The organism is Arthrobacter sp. UYEF21 (assembly GCF_040546085.1).
Taxonomy (GTDB): Bacteria; Actinomycetota; Actinomycetes; order Actinomycetales; family Micrococcaceae; genus Arthrobacter.
The window spans coordinates 73,311-88,836 of record NZ_JBEPNF010000004.1 but is presented as its reverse complement, the minus strand read 5'-3'; the positions used below and the strand labels follow the sequence as shown (position 1 = coordinate 88,836).

General features: G+C 64.1%; 12 protein-coding genes and 3 pseudogenes. 10 read left to right on the top strand and 5 right to left on the bottom strand.

Going from position 1 to position 15,526, the window contains the following annotated elements; translation table 11 throughout:
• Window positions 1-397: 397 nt before the first annotated feature.
• The 8 genes and pseudogenes from ABIB27_RS06435 (at window position 398) to ABIB27_RS06400 (ending at window position 7,443) form a co-directional block, all read left to right on the top strand.
• Window positions 398-1,507: a GTP pyrophosphokinase gene (locus tag ABIB27_RS06435; protein ID WP_354253702.1), complete on the top strand. Its 1,110-nt coding sequence runs from the start codon at window positions 398-400 to the stop codon at window positions 1,505-1,507.
• A 135-nt stretch (window positions 1,508-1,642) separates the two neighbouring features.
• Window positions 1,643-2,998, top strand: coding sequence for a glycosyltransferase 87 family protein (locus ABIB27_RS06430; RefSeq protein WP_354253701.1), 1,356 nt, complete (start codon window positions 1,643-1,645; stop codon window positions 2,996-2,998).
• A 61-nt stretch (window positions 2,999-3,059) separates the two neighbouring features.
• On the top strand, window positions 3,060-4,286 hold the full coding sequence (locus ABIB27_RS06425; RefSeq protein ID WP_354253700.1) for a glycosyltransferase 87 family protein: 1,227 nt from the start codon (window positions 3,060-3,062) through the stop codon (window positions 4,284-4,286).
• Between the two features lie 37 nt (window positions 4,287-4,323).
• Window positions 4,324-4,537, top strand: a pseudogene (locus ABIB27_RS06420) (IS1380 family transposase); the annotation flags it as partial.
• Between the two features lie 61 nt (window positions 4,538-4,598).
• Window positions 4,599-4,937, top strand: a complete 339-nt coding sequence (locus ABIB27_RS06415; RefSeq protein ID WP_354217324.1) for an SNARE-associated domain-containing protein — start codon at window positions 4,599-4,601, stop codon at window positions 4,935-4,937.
• A complete protein-coding gene (locus ABIB27_RS06410; protein WP_354217323.1) occupies window positions 4,927-5,226 on the top strand; it encodes a VTT domain-containing protein in 300 nt (99 codons plus the stop codon). The genes ABIB27_RS06415 and ABIB27_RS06410 overlap by 11 nt, the downstream gene beginning before the upstream one ends.
• 54 nt (window positions 5,227-5,280) lie before the next feature.
• Complete coding sequence (locus ABIB27_RS06405) at window positions 5,281-6,432, top strand: AI-2E family transporter (protein WP_354253699.1); 1,152 nt, start codon at window positions 5,281-5,283, stop codon at window positions 6,430-6,432.
• 792 nt (window positions 6,433-7,224) lie between these two features.
• Window positions 7,225-7,443 carry a hypothetical protein gene (locus tag ABIB27_RS06400; RefSeq protein ID WP_354253742.1) on the top strand — a complete coding sequence of 73 codons (219 nt, stop codon included), beginning with the start codon at window positions 7,225-7,227 and terminating at the stop codon, window positions 7,441-7,443.
• Between the two features lie 44 nt (window positions 7,444-7,487).
• Here the strand turns inward: ABIB27_RS06400 and ABIB27_RS06395 are convergent, their stop codons facing one another.
• Together ABIB27_RS06395 and mptB are read right to left on the bottom strand one after the other, a co-directional pair.
• A complete protein-coding gene (locus tag ABIB27_RS06395) occupies window positions 7,488-8,093 on the bottom strand; it encodes a TetR/AcrR family transcriptional regulator (protein WP_354253698.1) in 606 nt (201 codons plus the stop codon).
• 30 nt (window positions 8,094-8,123) lie between these two features.
• Window positions 8,124-9,692 (bottom strand): polyprenol phosphomannose-dependent alpha 1,6 mannosyltransferase MptB, encoded by a 1,569-nt coding sequence (gene mptB, locus ABIB27_RS06390; protein ID WP_502909129.1) that lies wholly within the window; start codon window positions 9,690-9,692, stop codon window positions 8,124-8,126.
• A 286-nt stretch (window positions 9,693-9,978) separates the two neighbouring features.
• Here mptB and ABIB27_RS06385 point away from each other — a divergent pair, with 286 nt between their 5' ends.
• Window positions 9,979-11,511: a SulP family inorganic anion transporter gene (locus tag ABIB27_RS06385; protein ID WP_354217319.1), complete on the top strand. Its 1,533-nt coding sequence runs from the start codon at window positions 9,979-9,981 to the stop codon at window positions 11,509-11,511.
• A gap of 654 nt (window positions 11,512-12,165) precedes the next feature.
• On the opposite strand, the gene ABIB27_RS06380 is transcribed toward ABIB27_RS06385, so the two are convergent.
• Complete coding sequence (locus tag ABIB27_RS06380) at window positions 12,166-12,822, bottom strand: SDR family NAD(P)-dependent oxidoreductase (RefSeq protein WP_354253696.1); 657 nt, start codon at window positions 12,820-12,822, stop codon at window positions 12,166-12,168.
• A gap of 539 nt (window positions 12,823-13,361) precedes the next feature.
• On the opposite strand from ABIB27_RS06380, the gene ABIB27_RS06375 reads away from it, so the two are divergent.
• A complete protein-coding gene (locus tag ABIB27_RS06375) occupies window positions 13,362-14,369 on the top strand; it encodes an MDR family NADP-dependent oxidoreductase (protein WP_354253695.1) in 1,008 nt (335 codons plus the stop codon).
• A gap of 40 nt (window positions 14,370-14,409) precedes the next feature.
• Here ABIB27_RS06375 and ABIB27_RS06370 read toward each other — a convergent pair.
• Window positions 14,410-14,818, bottom strand: a pseudogene (locus ABIB27_RS06370) (helix-turn-helix domain-containing protein); the annotation flags it as partial.
• Window positions 14,819-14,978: 160 nt separating this feature from the next.
• Window positions 14,979-15,305: pseudogene (locus ABIB27_RS06365) on the bottom strand (SDR family NAD(P)-dependent oxidoreductase); the annotation flags it as partial.
• Window positions 15,306-15,526 lie beyond the last annotated feature (221 nt).

The following is a 15,526-nucleotide window of genomic DNA, read 5'->3' as shown; positions in this document are numbered from 1 at the left end:
ACGCCCGTTTTTCCGCGGCTCAAAGCTCTGAGCTTGGAAAGCCGACCCTCCCAAACGGAGTGTCGGAGGAGGGCCACCTCAGATACTTGGTTGCGTTCGGCGATCAACTCACGCTCATATGCGGCGGAATTAGCGAGTATGTTCAGCACCAGCCGGTCGTTTGGTAGCGCCCTGTCGCGAGGACAGGTAAGAGAGCCGGCCGTCGTAGCGTCTGGGCCTGCGGTGGGTCCGCTGATCCTTCCGGAGTCATGGGTTGCCGGGAACAGATGGTTAGGACCCCGCCGTGGCGCCGCTGTTTTCGACGCACGATCTGAGAGAGAGCGTTGCCGTATTTGGTGTATTAAGTGAGAGAGCGCCCTGACGGGAGGGTGCCGCCCGTCGGCCGTAAGCTGGGTGCATGCCGAGTAACTGGGACAGCCTGGACGTCAGCCTCCGCGAATCCGTGCAGGAGAACGTGGAGCTCTACGAGCGCGTCCGCCCTGCCCTGAAGCTGGTCACCCGTGACGTGCTCCTCATCCTGCGCCGCATGCTGAAGGGCACCGAGGTGACGCCACTGTTTGTCACCGGGCGCACCAAAACGGTGGAATCGTTCCGGGAAAAGATCTCCCGCATTGAGGAACCGCTGGAGCCCGGCGGGCCGCCGGTGCTGAAGTTCCCGGACCCGTTCCGCACGCTCAATGACATGGTGGGCGTCCGCGTCATCACCAAGTTGCCCGCTGAAAACGCGCTGGCAGCCAACATCATCAAGCGCGAGCGCCAGGTGTTCGACTGCCGCGGCGACCGGGAGAAGGACATCGGCTCCATCGAGTCCGGCACGTACGGCTACTCCAGCCGCCACCTCATCCTCCGCACCATCCAGAACGACGCCGTCAAGGAGTACCAGCAGGTCTTTAACCCGGACGTCCCGGCCAACGGCAGCTACTTCTTCGAGTGCCAGATCCGCACTGTCTTCGCCCATGCCTGGAGCGAGATCGAGCACGACATCCGCTTCAAGGCCGAGGATCCGCGCGCCTGGACCCCGCACTTCGACCGCCAGTTCACCGCTACCGCCGCCATGCTGGAAACGGTGGAAAGCGCGTTCGCGGACCTGCACGAACGCTACGAGGAGGTGCGCAGCTACTGGGACATGGACGGCGAAGGCGCCGCGCAGCTTACCCCCAATCGGATCCGCGACGTCTGGCGCACCCTGCTCCCGCACGTGGACCGCAAAGTGGATGACGACTGGGGCTGGGCGGCTGAACTGATGGCGGCCCACGGCCTGAACCAGACCGTCCAGCTGGCTGGCCTGCTCAGCGCCCAGCGCATCACTGAGGTCCGCAAGGCCCTGGACCACCGCTACTCCCCCGGCCCGGACCGCCTGCTGGATGACCTCCTGCTCTGGCAATTCGGTACCAAACACATTGACCTCACCGCGGAAGCGCCCGACGCCGTCCCGCACCCGCGGCGCGACAGCCTCCTGCGGCGGCTTAAACAGATTGAACGTTACCGCCAGGCCAAGGCAAGTTAGCCGGAAACCGTGCGCACCTGACGGCCGCCCAGGGCCGCAGGATTACGGGCCATCACGGACAGTCAACTACCCTTGACTCATAGGGGCGGCTGTTGGTAGACGGGCCCCCGAATCTTCCGGCTCCCGCCCCGCGGCATGGCCCGGCAGCTGTTTTTGCCCCTCTCTGACAAGGATTCCGCCATTTCCACGGACGCATTCTTCGCCTCGCTCACCCGGATCCGCAACGTCATCCTGCCGATGGCGGCGCGGTCGTGGCTGAACACTTCCCGCGGACTGCTCGCCGGCTTTATCCTGGTGCACCTTGGCTTCTTGATCTTCGGTGCGCTGCTTTCCCTTCGCGGGGAAGCGTTCAGCGATACGTTCATCTACCGTGACTGGGCTGCGGCCGGCTTCAACGAGGCGAATCTCAGCGGCGGACCCAGCCCCTGGGTGTACCCCATCCTCGCGCTGATCCCCATGGCGCTGGCCGGCCTGGCCGGACCGGGACCGTTCTTTTTCCTCTGGGTGCTGATGACCACCCTCCTCAACGGCTGGGGCCTGGCCAAGCTCACAGACCGTGGCCGCAATCAGGAGGCGATCCCGGCAGGCTGGTGGTGGCTGGTCTTCACACTGCTGATGGGCTGGCTGGGCTTCGCCCGCGTGGACGGCCTCACCGCGCCGATCGTCCTGGTGGCGCTGGCCTATGGCGTGGGCCGGCCGTTCATCGCCTCCGTAATCCTCGCCGCCGCCACCTGGGTGAAGGTCTGGCCCGCCGCGGTGATGCTGGCCCTGTTCACCGTGGTCAAGAATCGCCTCCTGGTGGTCTTGGCAGGCGTGGCGACCTCAGCCGTGGTGGTGGCGCTGGCTGCCGTCGTGGGCAGTGTGCCCAAGCTGCTGAATTTCCTGACCCAGCAGGGCGACCGTGGCATGCAGCTTGAAGCAACCTTCACCACGCCCTGGCTCTGGCTGTCCGTGCTGAACGTGGGCGATTCCCGGATGTACATGAACACCGACATCAACTCGATGCAGGTGGACGGCCCCGGCACGGCCATAATGTCCGTGCTGATGCAGCCGCTGCTGATCGTGGCAGCGCTGCTCGTGGCCGGGCTGACGTTCTGGGCACTCCACAATGCCAAGACGAACGGCGGCGGCGTTGACCGCACCGAACTGCTGCTTGCCGGCGCCCTCACCCTGGCCACCGCTTTTGTGGTCTTCAACAAGGTGGGCTCGCCTCAGTTCATGGTGTGGCTGGCACCTGCCGTGGCAGTGGGCCTGGCGCACAGCTGGCGTGAATGGCGGGTCCCTGCGGCCATGCTCACCGCCATTGCCGTGGCCACGTTCTTTATCTACCCGCTGTTCTACGATGCCCTGAGCCACAACAACCCGCTGATGGCCGGCGTGCTGACCATCCGCAACGTCCTCCTGGTGGTGCTGTTCCTGTGGTCCGTCCGGCGCCTGTACCTGCTGGGCAAAAAGGCTCCCGCGCCCGTTCCCGCGCTCAAGGAGTCCTGAGATTTCAACGAAGTTCTTCGACCGGCTGGTCAGCGTCCGCAGCACCCTCTTGTCCGCGCGCGTGGTGGAATGGTTCGCCCGTCCGGCCAGCGTCTGGTGGGGCTTCGCGGTCACCCACCTGTACTTCCTGGGCTGGATGGCGTCATTCTTTCTCAACGGCGATACGTTCAGCGATACCGAGCAGTACCGTCAGTGGGCCGTGGACGGCTACAACCCGGACAGCCTGGACGGCAAGATCAGCCCCTGGGTGTACCCGGTACTGGCACAGATCCCGATCTTCCTCGCGAACATTGCCGGACCCAGCCTCTACCTGCTCTGCTGGTTCCTGATCATCTCAGCCCTCAACGCCGTCGGCCTCGTGTACCTGACCCGCGGACCGCGGAAGGTGCGGGGCATTGCCCCGGCCTGGTGGTGGCTCTTTTTCACCATTTTTATGGGCTATCTCAGCTTTGCCCGCGTGGAGGGCATCACCGCTCCCCTGGTCCTGATCGCGCTGCTGTACGCGGCCGAACGCCCCGTGGTGGCGGGTGTACTGCTAAGTGTGGCCACCTGGATCAAGGTGTGGCCGGCGGCCGTCCTCGTACCGATTGCGATCGCCAGCCGGAAGCGGATCCAAGTGCTGGCCGCCGGCGTCGCGGTCACCGCTGTGGTGGGCCTAGGCACGTATCTGTCCGGCGGCCTGCCGCACATCATGGATTTCCTCACCAACCAGGGTGAGCGGGGCATGCAGCTTGAAGCCACGTTCTCCACGCCGTGGGTGTGGCTGAGCGTGTTCAAAATCGCCGGCTCCAGAATGGCGGACAACACGGCCATCAACTCCACCGAGGTCTACGGGCCCGGCGCCTCGGTGGCCGCGTTCCTGATGCAGCCGCTGCTGATCGTTGCCGCGGTGGTGGCGGCCGTCCTGCTGGTCCGGGCGCTGAAGCGCGGCGCCGAACGGGAGGAATTGTTCCTCGAGGGTGCGCTGATGATGGTCACAGCCTTCATTGTGTTCAACAAGGTGGGGTCGCCGCAGTTCATCATCTGGCTGGCACCGGTGATTGTTGCTGGCCTGACCCACGACTGGGAGCGCTGGAAGGTCCCGGCCGCCCTGCTGATGGGCATCGCCATCACTACGTTCGTGATCTACCCGCTGTTCTACACGCCGCTGATCCACGCCCACCCGGTCATGGCTGCCATTCTCACCACCCGCAACGTGCTCCTGGTGGTACTCCTGTGGTGGTCGGTGAAGCGGACGGCTGAGCTGGGCCGGAAGTTGACGGCTGTGCCCGAGGCGCGGACCGCCTGAACCTTAATTAACGCAAGTTCTCCACAAACCATCCGCGGTGTCAGTTTCGTTCGACGAGCCCAATCTCGTGTCGACTGCCGGGCTGCTGCCGGTCATGACATTGGCCCGGGACGCCGGGCTGCACGAGCTGGCTGAGGACTGGCTGGCGGTACCGACGGACAAGGGCGCGAACGCCGGACTGAAAGTCGCGTCCCTGGTCGCCGGGATGGTCGCCGGCCACGGACAGTATTGATGACATGGCCCTGCTGCGGACTCCAGCAGCGGCGGAGGTCACTGGCTTATTCTGGGGCCATGAACCCTCTCGCGTTCACAATGACCCTGCCCGCCCGTCCGATCACGCCCGTGATGGGGTTTCTGCCGCCGTGGTTGGACCCTATTGAGTTTCTGCGCAACCCCGCCTTCGCGCATTGGGTGGTTGCCATCGTGTGTGCTTTCCTTTTCATTGAAACCGGTCTGCTCGCCGGCTTTTTCCTGCACGGAGATTCGCCGCTGGTCGCCGCCGGCTTCCTTGTAGCCACCCGCACCATCCAGGTCAACATCCTGCTCCTCGCTGCAGCTGTGTTCTTCGCCGGCGACCAGACAGGTTACCTGATCGGCCGCCAGGCAGGACCCTCCGTCTTCAACAACCCAATTGCCTCTAATGCGCAGTGAATACGTGGACAATGATTACGGCTTCTTCGAAAAGTACGGGCGGCGGTCCGTTGTCCTGGCCCGCTTCGGTCCCATAGTGAGGACGTTCCTTCCCGTCGGTGCCGGGGTCGCCAGGATGACCTGCCGGCCCTTCATCGCCATCAACGCCCTCGGTGCGCTTCAGTGGGGTGTTGGCGTCACGCTGTTGGGCTTCTGGCTAGGCCGGTACGAATGGATCGGGACGAACATCGACCTGATCCTTACCGCGATCGTACTGTTCTCATTCGCCCCAGCGGAGTTGAACTGTTGAAGAACCGCAGACGACGAGCATCGCCCGATGGCCCTACCAGCAAGGGAATATCTAATGGACAAAACTGAAAACTCCAAGGAATCTCAGCCTGAACGGCCGACGCCACCAACCGTTGCATCCAAAATGGCCTTGATGTGGGCGGACAGGCTGGGCCGGGCGAGCATTCGGGCCATCCAAACCCTGGCTCTGATCGCACTGCTCTGGGTATTGGTGGAGGCTGCGACTCGTGTCCCACTCGTGACAACACCAGTTCTCATCGCCTTGATCCTGGCCTCAGCGATGGCGCCGGTTGTGCGATTACTGGCAGCCCGCGGCTGGCCTCGTGCAGTGGCGGTTCTGTCGTCATTCCTGATGATCCTGGTTGTCGGAGCCGGCATCGTTGGCGGCATCGTCGCCCTCGTGCGTCAACAAGCCGGCGCCTTGGCGGCCGGGGCCGAAGCGGGCATCGGCCGGCTCCAGGAATTCATCACCACCGGACCCGTAGCGCTATCCAGCACTCAGATCGACGCGGCCCGAAATGAGTTCCAGAAATTTCTGACCGGGGGCACCCTCGGCGCCGACGCTTTGACAGGGCTGAGGACGGCCGGCGAAATCGTGGCAGGGACCATCCTTACCGCAGTGATTTTGTTCTTCTTCCTCAAGGACGGAGAAAAGATCCGGACCTTCCTCATCGGTTTTCTCCCGAAGCCTCATCGGGGCACCGCGCATCTGGCTGCGGACCGCAGCATCATCGTGCTCGGGGGTTATGTCCGCGGAACCCTCATTGTTGCCGCCATTGACGCCGCAATCGTGCTGGCGGGCCTGCTGATCCTGCGGGTCCCGCTGGCCTTCCCCCTGGCCGCGGTGGTCTTCCTCGGCGGCTTTATCCCCATCATCGGAGCGACGGCCGCCGGAAGCCTCGCTGTCCTGGTTGCCCTGGTCGAGAACGGCCCCTTACCGGCCCTCGTGGTGCTCATCATCCTTGTCGCGGCAAACCAGTTCGAACATCACCTCCTGCAGCCGCTCTTCATGGGCCGCGTCCTACGCATCCACGGACTGGTCATCATCCTGTCGCTGGCAGCAGGGGCAACTCTGGCGGGAGTCGTCGGCGCGTTGCTCGCAGTACCACTCACCGCAGTCGCCTGGACCATTTACAAAACCCTGTCGCGACCGGACACTCCGGCCCCGGAACCACTCCCCCAGATCCAACCCGACCAACAGGACTAGGCCTGGGGGAAGACCTGGCGCGTTTCGCGTAGGTGCCGGACAAGGCACCCAGAATCCCGAGCTTGGCGCGGAGGAAGCCGTCTTCGGCAACGCCGCCGCCGTAGATTTTGACGTTGGCGGCGACCAGATTTTCCGCATGTTCGCCTCCCCCGCAGTTCGACGCCCTGTGACCAGGACTGCAGGATGGCCATGACGATCAGGGCCCTTGGAGCCGTAGTGGCTGAACTTGTCCGGTAAGCCGGCCCGGCGGACGACGTTGGCCAGCTCGTTCAGGGCGATCAGTGCAGGTTTGGGCAGGCAATCGCCGCAGTCAGCGCTGTGGTGGGGCATCTGAGACGGCCCCTCATTGGAAAGGTTGTAGATCGTCTCCTGAGACGGAGCGAAGTTGTGTGGGTTGAACTGGCGGCGCGCGTCCGTGGCCACGGACGCGTCATGGGCCGGGGCGAGACGACGGCACCGGGTGCGTCCGGGATCGCGGGCATGACTCGTGAGGTGGACTTACCTGTCCGGGGTCCCCAGATGTCGATGCTGAGGTCTTCCCAGGACTGAACGAACTTCTGGCCGTGGAGACACCCTTGCCCACCACGATGCCCGGAGTGTCCTTCACGCCCAGCCGTGCGGCCGTCGCCTGTGCTCCCTTTTCCGAGAAAGCGGCCAAAGACTTCCCGCGCCCCAGGTACCGGGCGGCCTTATCGACCCGGGCGCGCTTGAACGCGCCCTTCCTCCAGGTCACCGGCACCACTGGCCGGGACCAGGACCAGGACCAGGCCAGTGGTGAGGGCCTCGGCGACAGTGCACAAATCCGCAGGCCTTCATCCGGTCCTCTTCAGCCGGCAGCGCTGGAAGGTCCCGGCCGTGCTGCTGATGGGCATCGCCATGAAGATGTTGGTGATCTACGTGCTGTTTTACACGCCGCTCATCCACGCCCACCCGGTCATGGCTGCGATCTCCACCACCCGCAACGTGCCCCTGTGGTGGTCGGTGAGGCGGACGGCTGAGCTCGGCCGGTAGTCGACGGCGGTGCCGCAGCCGGCCCAACGCAAAAGGTCCCCGATCTAACCCTCCGTGGAGCTTTGGGGCCGGTGTTCTGCAATGAGTCCGGCGGCCATCCGTCGGGCCCGGCGGGCGGCCATCTTGTCGCCTTCGGCAGCGGCGATGATTGAGCCCTTCATGAGGATGTGCCAGGAGAGGGCGAATGCCTCGGAGTCCTCCAGGCCGGCTTCATCGGCCAGGATTCGAACCTGCTGTCGGATCCTGCCCAGGTATTCGATGCTCGCCTTACCCAGGGGATGGGCTGCCCCCATTTCCAGCAGCACTTTCACGAAGGAACATGCTTCAAAATCATCGTCCTGGAACCATTGGTCGTAAACATCGAAGATGGCCAGCAGCTGCTCCGCGGGGTTCTCCGCCCTGCTTCTGGCCTCCGGGACGACGGATCCCATCATCCACAGTTCGTCGCGACGCTTCAGAAAAGCCAGCACCAGAGCGTCCTTCGACGGAAAATGCCGGTAGAACGTTGCCTTTGCGACGCCGGACGCGCGGATCAGCTCGTCGACCCCGACATCGCGGATCCCACGGCGCGAAAATAATCCGTAGGCGGCCACCACAATACGGGTATGGACATCATCAGGAGCTTCAAGGTCGTCGGCGATTGTCCTCATGCCAGCGAACTCTACCTTCCAAGGCCGTAGTCAGCGCCGCGCCGCCCGCTGCTTTTTGACCCAGCCCAACGCCCGCCGGGCCCAGTCCACGGGCTTGCCCTCCACGAGGAGCTTCCGGGTGTGGATGTCCAGGACCAGCAGGTAGAACGTGAACAGCAGCGCCGTCACGAACGCCAACGACGACGCGTCCACGGCCAGCTCCACAAAGGACCAGACCGAGAGCTGGTCCTGCGCGCCGAACACCACAAAGAAGGTCACACCCACGTAGAGGCTCCGGATCTGCCAGTCGTTCCGGATGCCGGTGACGGCCAAAAACGGCAGGAACCAGAGGATGTACCAGGGCTGGATGATGGGTGAAAGCATCACGACGGCGGTGAACGCCAGGGCCATTCGGCGCACCGCGCGCGAGTAGTCGCCGCGGAACATCAGCAGCAGGACCAGCCCGATGGCCGCCCACTTCGTCCCGGTCCGCAGCAGGTCCGCGAAGGTGCCGCCGGGCAGCCCGAGCACGTTGCCGAGGAACTCCACCTGCTGGCCCAGGAAACCTGACGGCGAATAGCCGGTGTACCCCGGCGTCGGATCCATGATCGCCCACACCCAGCCCAAGCCAAGGTTGTACGGTATGCCGCTGAGCGCCAGCACACCAAAGCTGATTCCCGCCGTCGCGCCCCACATGAGGAACTTGCGGGTCCACGAAGCGGCAGGCCCTGCCCACATGACCCCGATGAACGGGAGCAGCAGTACGGTGATCGGCTTGATGCCGATGGAGGCGGTGACAAGAAGTATGCCGGTGAGGTAATGCTTCGTCGCGGCCAAGTAGACACCGGCGACGGCGAGCCCCACCATGAGTGCGTCGTTGTGGGCGCTTGCCACGAAACTGATCAGGAACAGCGGATTGGCCACTGCGATCCAGAGCGCCCGGGCCCCGTTGATGCCGTGGAGTTCGGCGAGCTTGGGCACGTAGATGACACAGAGGACCACTCCGACGCCAGCCAGCAACCGGAACAACAGGACGGAAAAGTCGGGTTGGGCGCCGGTCAGCCCCACCACGCCGCGGGCGAGCCACAGGAAGTACGGCCCGTAAGGGGTCCTGTTCTCGGCCCAAGCCGGGTCCGCGCCGAGGGCAAACCAGTTGCTGAGGGTGGAAATGCCGACGTCGTAAGGGTTTTGGCCCTCCATCACCAGACGGCCCTGGCCCGTGTAGGCGTAGACGTCGCGGGAGAAGATAGGAACGGCCAGCAGGAGCGGCAGGGACCAGGCTGAGATGGCGATCACCACGGACCGCAGGGATTGTTCGCCCCAGTCCCCCAGCCGTTGGCCGACCCGCAGCCAGGAGCGCATCAGCAGCATGGCCCCGACAGTTAGCAGGACGGTGGACAGGGTGACTCCCCAACCCTCGGTCCGCAAGGCGATGACCACGGGCTGGCGGATCATGGGTGAACCGTTGGCAATCCAGCCCGTGCCGATGGACCCCACAAACATCATCAGGGCGCCGAGGAAACCCTGCCAGATGGCGATGTAGGCCCGGCGCTTCGCGGGTGCGGCAGCCGGTGCGGCGGCTACGGCAACGGCAGGCGCATATGACTTCGGGAGCTCCATGCCAGCGGACGTCTTTTTCGACGGTCCCGGGGAACTCTCCGAAGTGCTGAGGTGCGAACCGCCTGCCGTCATGTCTTGTGTGGTCCCCTACTTACGTTACGGCGCTGGCTGGACCAGCTAAAGGCCGGTCTAGGACCAAGCCATTTTAGCAGTTGGGATGCGGCGTGCCCCAGACTGGTAGGGCGGCCGCGCCCTCTCAATTGCCGACGAACCGGCGCGCCTCACCTCCTCCCCCGAAGGACGAAGCTGCCAAAAGCGCACTTCACCAGCACGATTGGACCCAGCAATGCCCGCACGAAGCGTCCCGGACGCCCGGCCCAGCACGCCTCAGCAGCTCCAGTCGGTCCGCGCAACATTACGTTCCCCGCGGCGACTTAAGACCGAGGCGCTGGCCGGACTGGTAGTGGCACTGGCCCTAATTCCGGAGGCCATTGCGTTCTCGGTGATCGCGGGCGTGGATCCGCGGATCGGTCTGTTCGCGTCCTTCATCATGGCGGTCACTATCTCGTTTGTGGGAGGCCGGCCGGCAATGATTTCCGCTGCCACCGGCGCCGTTGCCCTGGTCATTGCGCCGCTGATGCGCAGCCACGGCCTGGACCACCTCATTGCCGCCGTGATCCTGGCGGGCGTTTTCCAGATCCTGCTGGCGGTCCTAGGTGTGACCAGGCTGATGCGCTTCATCCCCCGGTCGGTGATGGTGGGCTTTGTGAACGCCCTGGCCATCCTAGTGTTTATGGCCCAGGTGCCCGAACTGGTCGGCGTTCCCTGGCTGGTTTATCCGCTGGTCGCCGTGGGCTTGGTGATCGTGGTGGGACTGCCAAGAATTACGACGGCGGTGCCCTCACCTTTGGTGGCCATCGTGGTGCTCACCTTGTTTGCCGTCCTCGCCGGGGTGGATGTCCCCACGGTCCAGGACAAAGGCCAACTGCCCGAGAGCCTGCCGTCCCTATTTATTCCCAACGTTCCCCTGACATGGGAGACGTTCCAGGTCCTGGCGCCGTTCTCGCTCTCGATGGCCCTGGTGGGGCTGCTGGAATCGCTGATGACCGCCAAGCTCGTGGACGACATCACCGACACCCGCTCCAACAAGACCCGCGAGTCCTGGGGCCAGGGCGTGGCGAACATCGTCACCGGCTTCTTCGGCGGCATGGGCGGCTGCGCCGTGATCGGCCAGACCATGATCAACGTCAAAGGCTCCGGCGCGCGGAGCCGGGTATCCACGTTCCTGGCCGGCGTCTTCCTGCTGGTCCTCGTGGTGACGCTCGGTGACGTTGTAGGCATGATCCCGATGGCCGCCCTGGTGGCCGTGATGATTTTCGTTTCGGCCATCACTTTCGAGTGGCACTCCATCGCCCCGCGTACCCTTCGCCGGATGCCCAAGTCCGAGACCGCCGTCATGCTGATCACCGTGGCAGTCGTGTCAGCTACGCACAACCTGGCCATCGGTGTGGGTGCGGGCGTGCTGGCGGCCACGGCGCTGTTCGCCCGGCGGGTGGCGCATTTCGCCACGGTGGAGCGGACCGTCGTCGAGCTTAACGGCGAAAACGTTGCCACCTACACGGTGGACGGGGAGCTGTTCTTCGCCTCCTCCAACGACCTTTACACCCAGTTCGAGTACGCGCTGGATGCCGAGCCGGGCATCGCCCGGGTGGTGGTGGACCTGCACGCCTCGCACCTGTGGGACGCATCCACCATCGCGGTGCTGGACGCCGTCACGGAAAAGTACCGCCGGCATGGCCGGGAAGTGGAGCTGATCGGGCTGAACTCGGCGAGCGCCCAGATGCGGGAACGGCTGGCCGGAAAGCTGAACCCCAGCTAGTCACGGCATGCAATCAATGGCTGTCATCCTTCGTCTGCTCCGCCGGCCGGCAAAAGGGTAGTTTGGCGTCGTAGCTTTCCAACAACGCGGCCTCCTGCGTTCCCGTTCCGAGGTCAACTCCGAGCTGGCCTACATCTTCTATAACGCCCGCTGGCCGGAACGCAACCGACGGGTGGCAGAAGAGGACCTGGCCCGGGTCTTCCGCGAACACCTTGCACCTTTCGGCGGACTGAACGGCTACGTGCGCGACAACTTCATCACCGATGCCCGCTCCTCCGAGATTGTGCTGCGGCCCGAGGACTTCCTGATCGCCCCCGCACCCTGGCACTCGGGCCGTATTGCGTCGCCGTCTTATAGAGGCGTTTCGCCCCCGCAACATTCTTGTTGTCGTGCACCTTTACGAATGTGGATTCCTTCGTGTCGCCCTGGAGCGTGACACCGTCGGTGCGGTGCGCCTCGTCGCAAATGATTAGGTCGAAGTCGGGAAGACCATCGCGCTGTGCCCCTGTGATCGCATCGATGAACTGGTAGCGGTCGAATTCCCCCCAGATGGCCTAGTGGCAGTGAAGCCGATCGGCGGTCCGCGTCCCGGAAACGAAACTGCCCCGGGTTACAAAATCCAGTGGACCCGGGAGCGGTTCGATGGATCGAGGTTTAGGGCTGTACGTACAGGACCTCTCCTGCTGACTTTCCGCTGTGCAGGTCCCAATATGCTTCGGCGATCAAATCCGGATCGAAGAACGTGCCGGTTTGGACGGCGCCCCCGATGGTCACGGTGCCCACATTAAGTCCTTGTGCGGCGAGTTCATCGGCCAGGGTGAAGGTCAGGTTGCGTAGCCCGGCCTTGCTGATGGAGGCCGATGCCCTGGACGCAACGGGATTCAAGCCCAGGAGTCCGCCGGTGAAAAGGATGGAACCCGAACCGCGCGTAGTCATGGCGGGAGCCACCAGCTGGGCGCAGCTCAGCGCCCCGACCACGTTGACCGCGAAATCCCGGGTCAGGTCCGCGGCGTCCAGGGCGGAGGGGTTGGCAATCGTGTTGGCACCGACGTTGTAGACCAGCACATCCAAGATTCCGTGTTCGGCCTGAATGCGGGCGAAAGCCGATTGCAGGCTCTGCGGGTCCGTCACATCGGCGACGATACCGTGGGCCTCGATGCCAGCATCTTGGAGCTCCGATACCCGAAGCTGAAGTGATTCAAGGGTCCTGGCCAGAAGGATCACCGTGAAGCCGTTGGCGCCAAACTTCCTGGCCACTCCGGCACTGACGCCCGGACCGGCGCCCACGATGGCCACGCACTTCTTGTTCATTTCCGCTGCTTTCGATTGACGTGATCGCGATGACAACCAGTCTGGTGGAAAGGAGCTGGAGACGTTCGAAGCGTGGGCAGGCATTCCATGTCATTCGCGTGGGAGGACTGGATTTTCAATGTATCACTCGAAAAAGTCCCTACGTTGGAGCCTTTGGATGCACAAGCGCAGATGTTTTCCCTGCCGCCGCGGACCTGCGCGGGGCGTCCATTTCATTCCCCTGTTCGGTGTGAGAATTTTCATTCGGATGCAGTTGGTACGGGGCCAGCCACGCGGAACGCCGAGGGCCTTTATTACCCGGCCAGCGCAATCAATTCGTGTGCCGGACCGGTCTGTGGCTTTCGCTGAGCGCCCTCAACTCTCGCAGTGGCGGATGAAGGTCTGCGGGCGGCTCGCTGCACTTGTTCCTGGGACATGAACTGCCGGTCTTTGCCGTCGGAAACCAACCAATCGAGCGCTTCTGGGTCTACGACAGAAGGGCAGTCGGCGGGTAGATACAATCCAACGCGGTCGGACACCAAGAGCCCTAGGCTGGAGCCATGGATGCACACGAAGTACAGCTGGCCAGTTACCCGGGTGGCGTCATGGAGGCGCGGAATTTCAGGGTCAATACGGTGCCTGTCCCGGAGCTCAGTGACGGCCAAGTGATGGTTCGCCTGCGCAGGCTGGGCCTAAACGCCGGGCTGGCCAACCGGATTGGGGGTCCGGACACCGCCTATGGACCGGGCATCAACCCGGGGGACGTGCCGGCGAGCGACGGCGTCGTGGAGATCGTTGAATCGCGCAGCGAAGCGTTCAAGCCAGGTGATCTGGCGGTGCGAAAATCACCGTGGCGCAGTATTGACATTGCCGCCGAGGGTGAACTGCGCCGCATTCCCGCACCGGAGGCTGGCGTTGCGTTGGAGGCGCATCTGACGGTGCTTGGACATACCGGCTTCACCGCGTACACCGGCATGATGCGCTTTGGCGGCGTGCGTGCTGAGGATACCGTCTATGTTTCCGGAGCGGCAGGTGGCGTGGGCAGCTGCGCCGTGCAGTTCGCCAAAGCCGTCGGCGCCACCGTCATCGGCAGTACGGGTTCAGCCCAGAAGGTCAGGCTTCTGAACGCATTGGGTACCGATGCTGCTTTCAATCACCACGACGGCGCGGCACTGGACCTGCTTCGTGAAGCAGCACCGGATGGGATCGACCTGTTTTATGACAACGTGGGCGGAGAACAGCTGGAAGCCGCACTGGAGGCCCTCCGATTCGGCGGGCGCGTTGTGGTCTGCGGTGCCGCGTCGCAGTACGGGAAGGGAAGCGAACGCAGGGGCCCCTCGAACTACCTGCGAATGATCTATCAGCAGCTGACCCTGCGGGGCTTCGACGTGACCTCAAACGAGGACCTGCGCCAGGAATTCGAGACCGACGTTGCCAGCTGGTTGCGCGCGGGAAAGATTCGCAGCGTCCACACCCTCGTTGGCGGCTTTGGCCAGATCCCTGAGGCGTTCGCGTCGCTCCTGGCCGGCGGCAATAGCGGCCGCATGATTGTCGATTGCGACAGCTGACCCGGGGAGAACGCCAAATCGATGGTTTGAATCAAACCATCCAGACCCGGGTGAGGATCGCGCCGACCGTGCGCCCGGCGATCCGCATCAGCTCCGTGATGGCGGTCTTGGACGTTTGCGTGGCCAGCCAGGCGGCCTGCGCGTCGAAAAGATGGGGCGGCCGGCCTGATGCCGGGCCCACGGCACGGCAGCCACGGTCACGCGGTGGACCCGGCAGGCCACCCTCGGGGCGTCGGCTTCCAACTCGATTCGGATGGCCCCGGCGTCCGGTGCCCGCCAGCGGCGTCGGCCCTTGCCCTGGTCGTATTTCGGGCAACGGCGGCGGCAGATCCCGCACCGGTTCCGCATCGAGCCTGTCGGCCTGACAGAGGCGACCAGAATCCCCGTTTTGTCGTCTATATCGATGGACTCCACGACCGTTTCTCGACACCGAGCAGAGTTCGCCATATAACTGATCGCGTCGCGGACCTCCCGAGATAGGGTCCGCGACGCCATCAGACTGTCAGCTACGCGTTGGGTGGCGTCGGTGATAACCGCGTACGCACCCGCCTCGACCGCGGTGTACACGGCCTGAACAAGGTCAGCGGGGGTCATCTTGGGCCCGCCGGCGTGCGCGGCCATTGCGGTGTCGACGTAGCCCATGTGTACGCCGGCCACGTGAACGCCCTGCGGTGCCAGCTCAAGCCGGAAGGAGTTCGTCGCCGACCACAGCGCCGCCTTGGACGCACTGTAGACCCCGCCGAACGCGTACCAGCTCGCCACGGAGTGTACGTCAACCAGGACCGGGTTCGGCGCCGCCGCGAGTATCGGGGCGAACGCGCGGGCGAGGAGCACGGGGCCGAAGAAGTTCGTCTCCATGTTCTGTTGGATCTCGGCCTCGGTGATGTCCAGCAGGCTCGAGCTAAGCGGGTTCGCACCGGCGTTGTTGATCAGCACCGTCACATCCGATGACAGGCAAACTGGAGCTGCATATCCACCCGAGTTACGTTACTTTCACCGTGACCCATGCGCAGGCCCCCGGAAACAGCGTTGACACTGGCGCGTCCACGCCCTGCTGCGAACTGCATTCCGCAGCCAGCTGGTACCTTCACTGTCTTCTGGGCTGGCCGGCTGGTGAGGGGCCACACCGCAGTTTCGCTTCCCTATCGCTACAATCG

Bases quoted from the DNA above. Each gene is read 5' to 3' on its own strand.
- ABIB27_RS06385 (WP_354217319.1), top strand. From the start codon at position 9,979: ATGCCCGCACGAAGCGTCCCGGACGCCCGGCCCAGCACGCCTCAGCAG.
- ABIB27_RS06405 (WP_354253699.1), top strand. From the start codon at position 5,281: ATGGACAAAACTGAAAACTCCAAGGAATCTCAGCCTGAACGGCCGACG.
- mptB (WP_502909129.1), bottom strand. From the start codon at position 9,692: ATGGAGCTCCCGAAGTCATATGCGCCTGCCGTTGCCGTAGCCGCCGCA.
- ABIB27_RS06410 (WP_354217323.1), top strand. From the start codon at position 4,927: ATGCGCAGTGAATACGTGGACAATGATTACGGCTTCTTCGAAAAGTAC.
- ABIB27_RS06435 (WP_354253702.1), top strand. From the start codon at position 398: ATGCCGAGTAACTGGGACAGCCTGGACGTCAGCCTCCGCGAATCCGTG.
- ABIB27_RS06430 (WP_354253701.1), top strand. From the start codon at position 1,643: ATGGCCCGGCAGCTGTTTTTGCCCCTCTCTGACAAGGATTCCGCCATT.
- ABIB27_RS06380 (WP_354253696.1), bottom strand. From the start codon at position 12,822: ATGAACAAGAAGTGCGTGGCCATCGTGGGCGCCGGTCCGGGCGTCAGT.
- ABIB27_RS06375 (WP_354253695.1), top strand. From the start codon at position 13,362: ATGGATGCACACGAAGTACAGCTGGCCAGTTACCCGGGTGGCGTCATG.
- ABIB27_RS06415 (WP_354217324.1), top strand. From the start codon at position 4,599: ATGACCCTGCCCGCCCGTCCGATCACGCCCGTGATGGGGTTTCTGCCG.
- ABIB27_RS06395 (WP_354253698.1), bottom strand. From the start codon at position 8,093: ATGAGGACAATCGCCGACGACCTTGAAGCTCCTGATGATGTCCATACC.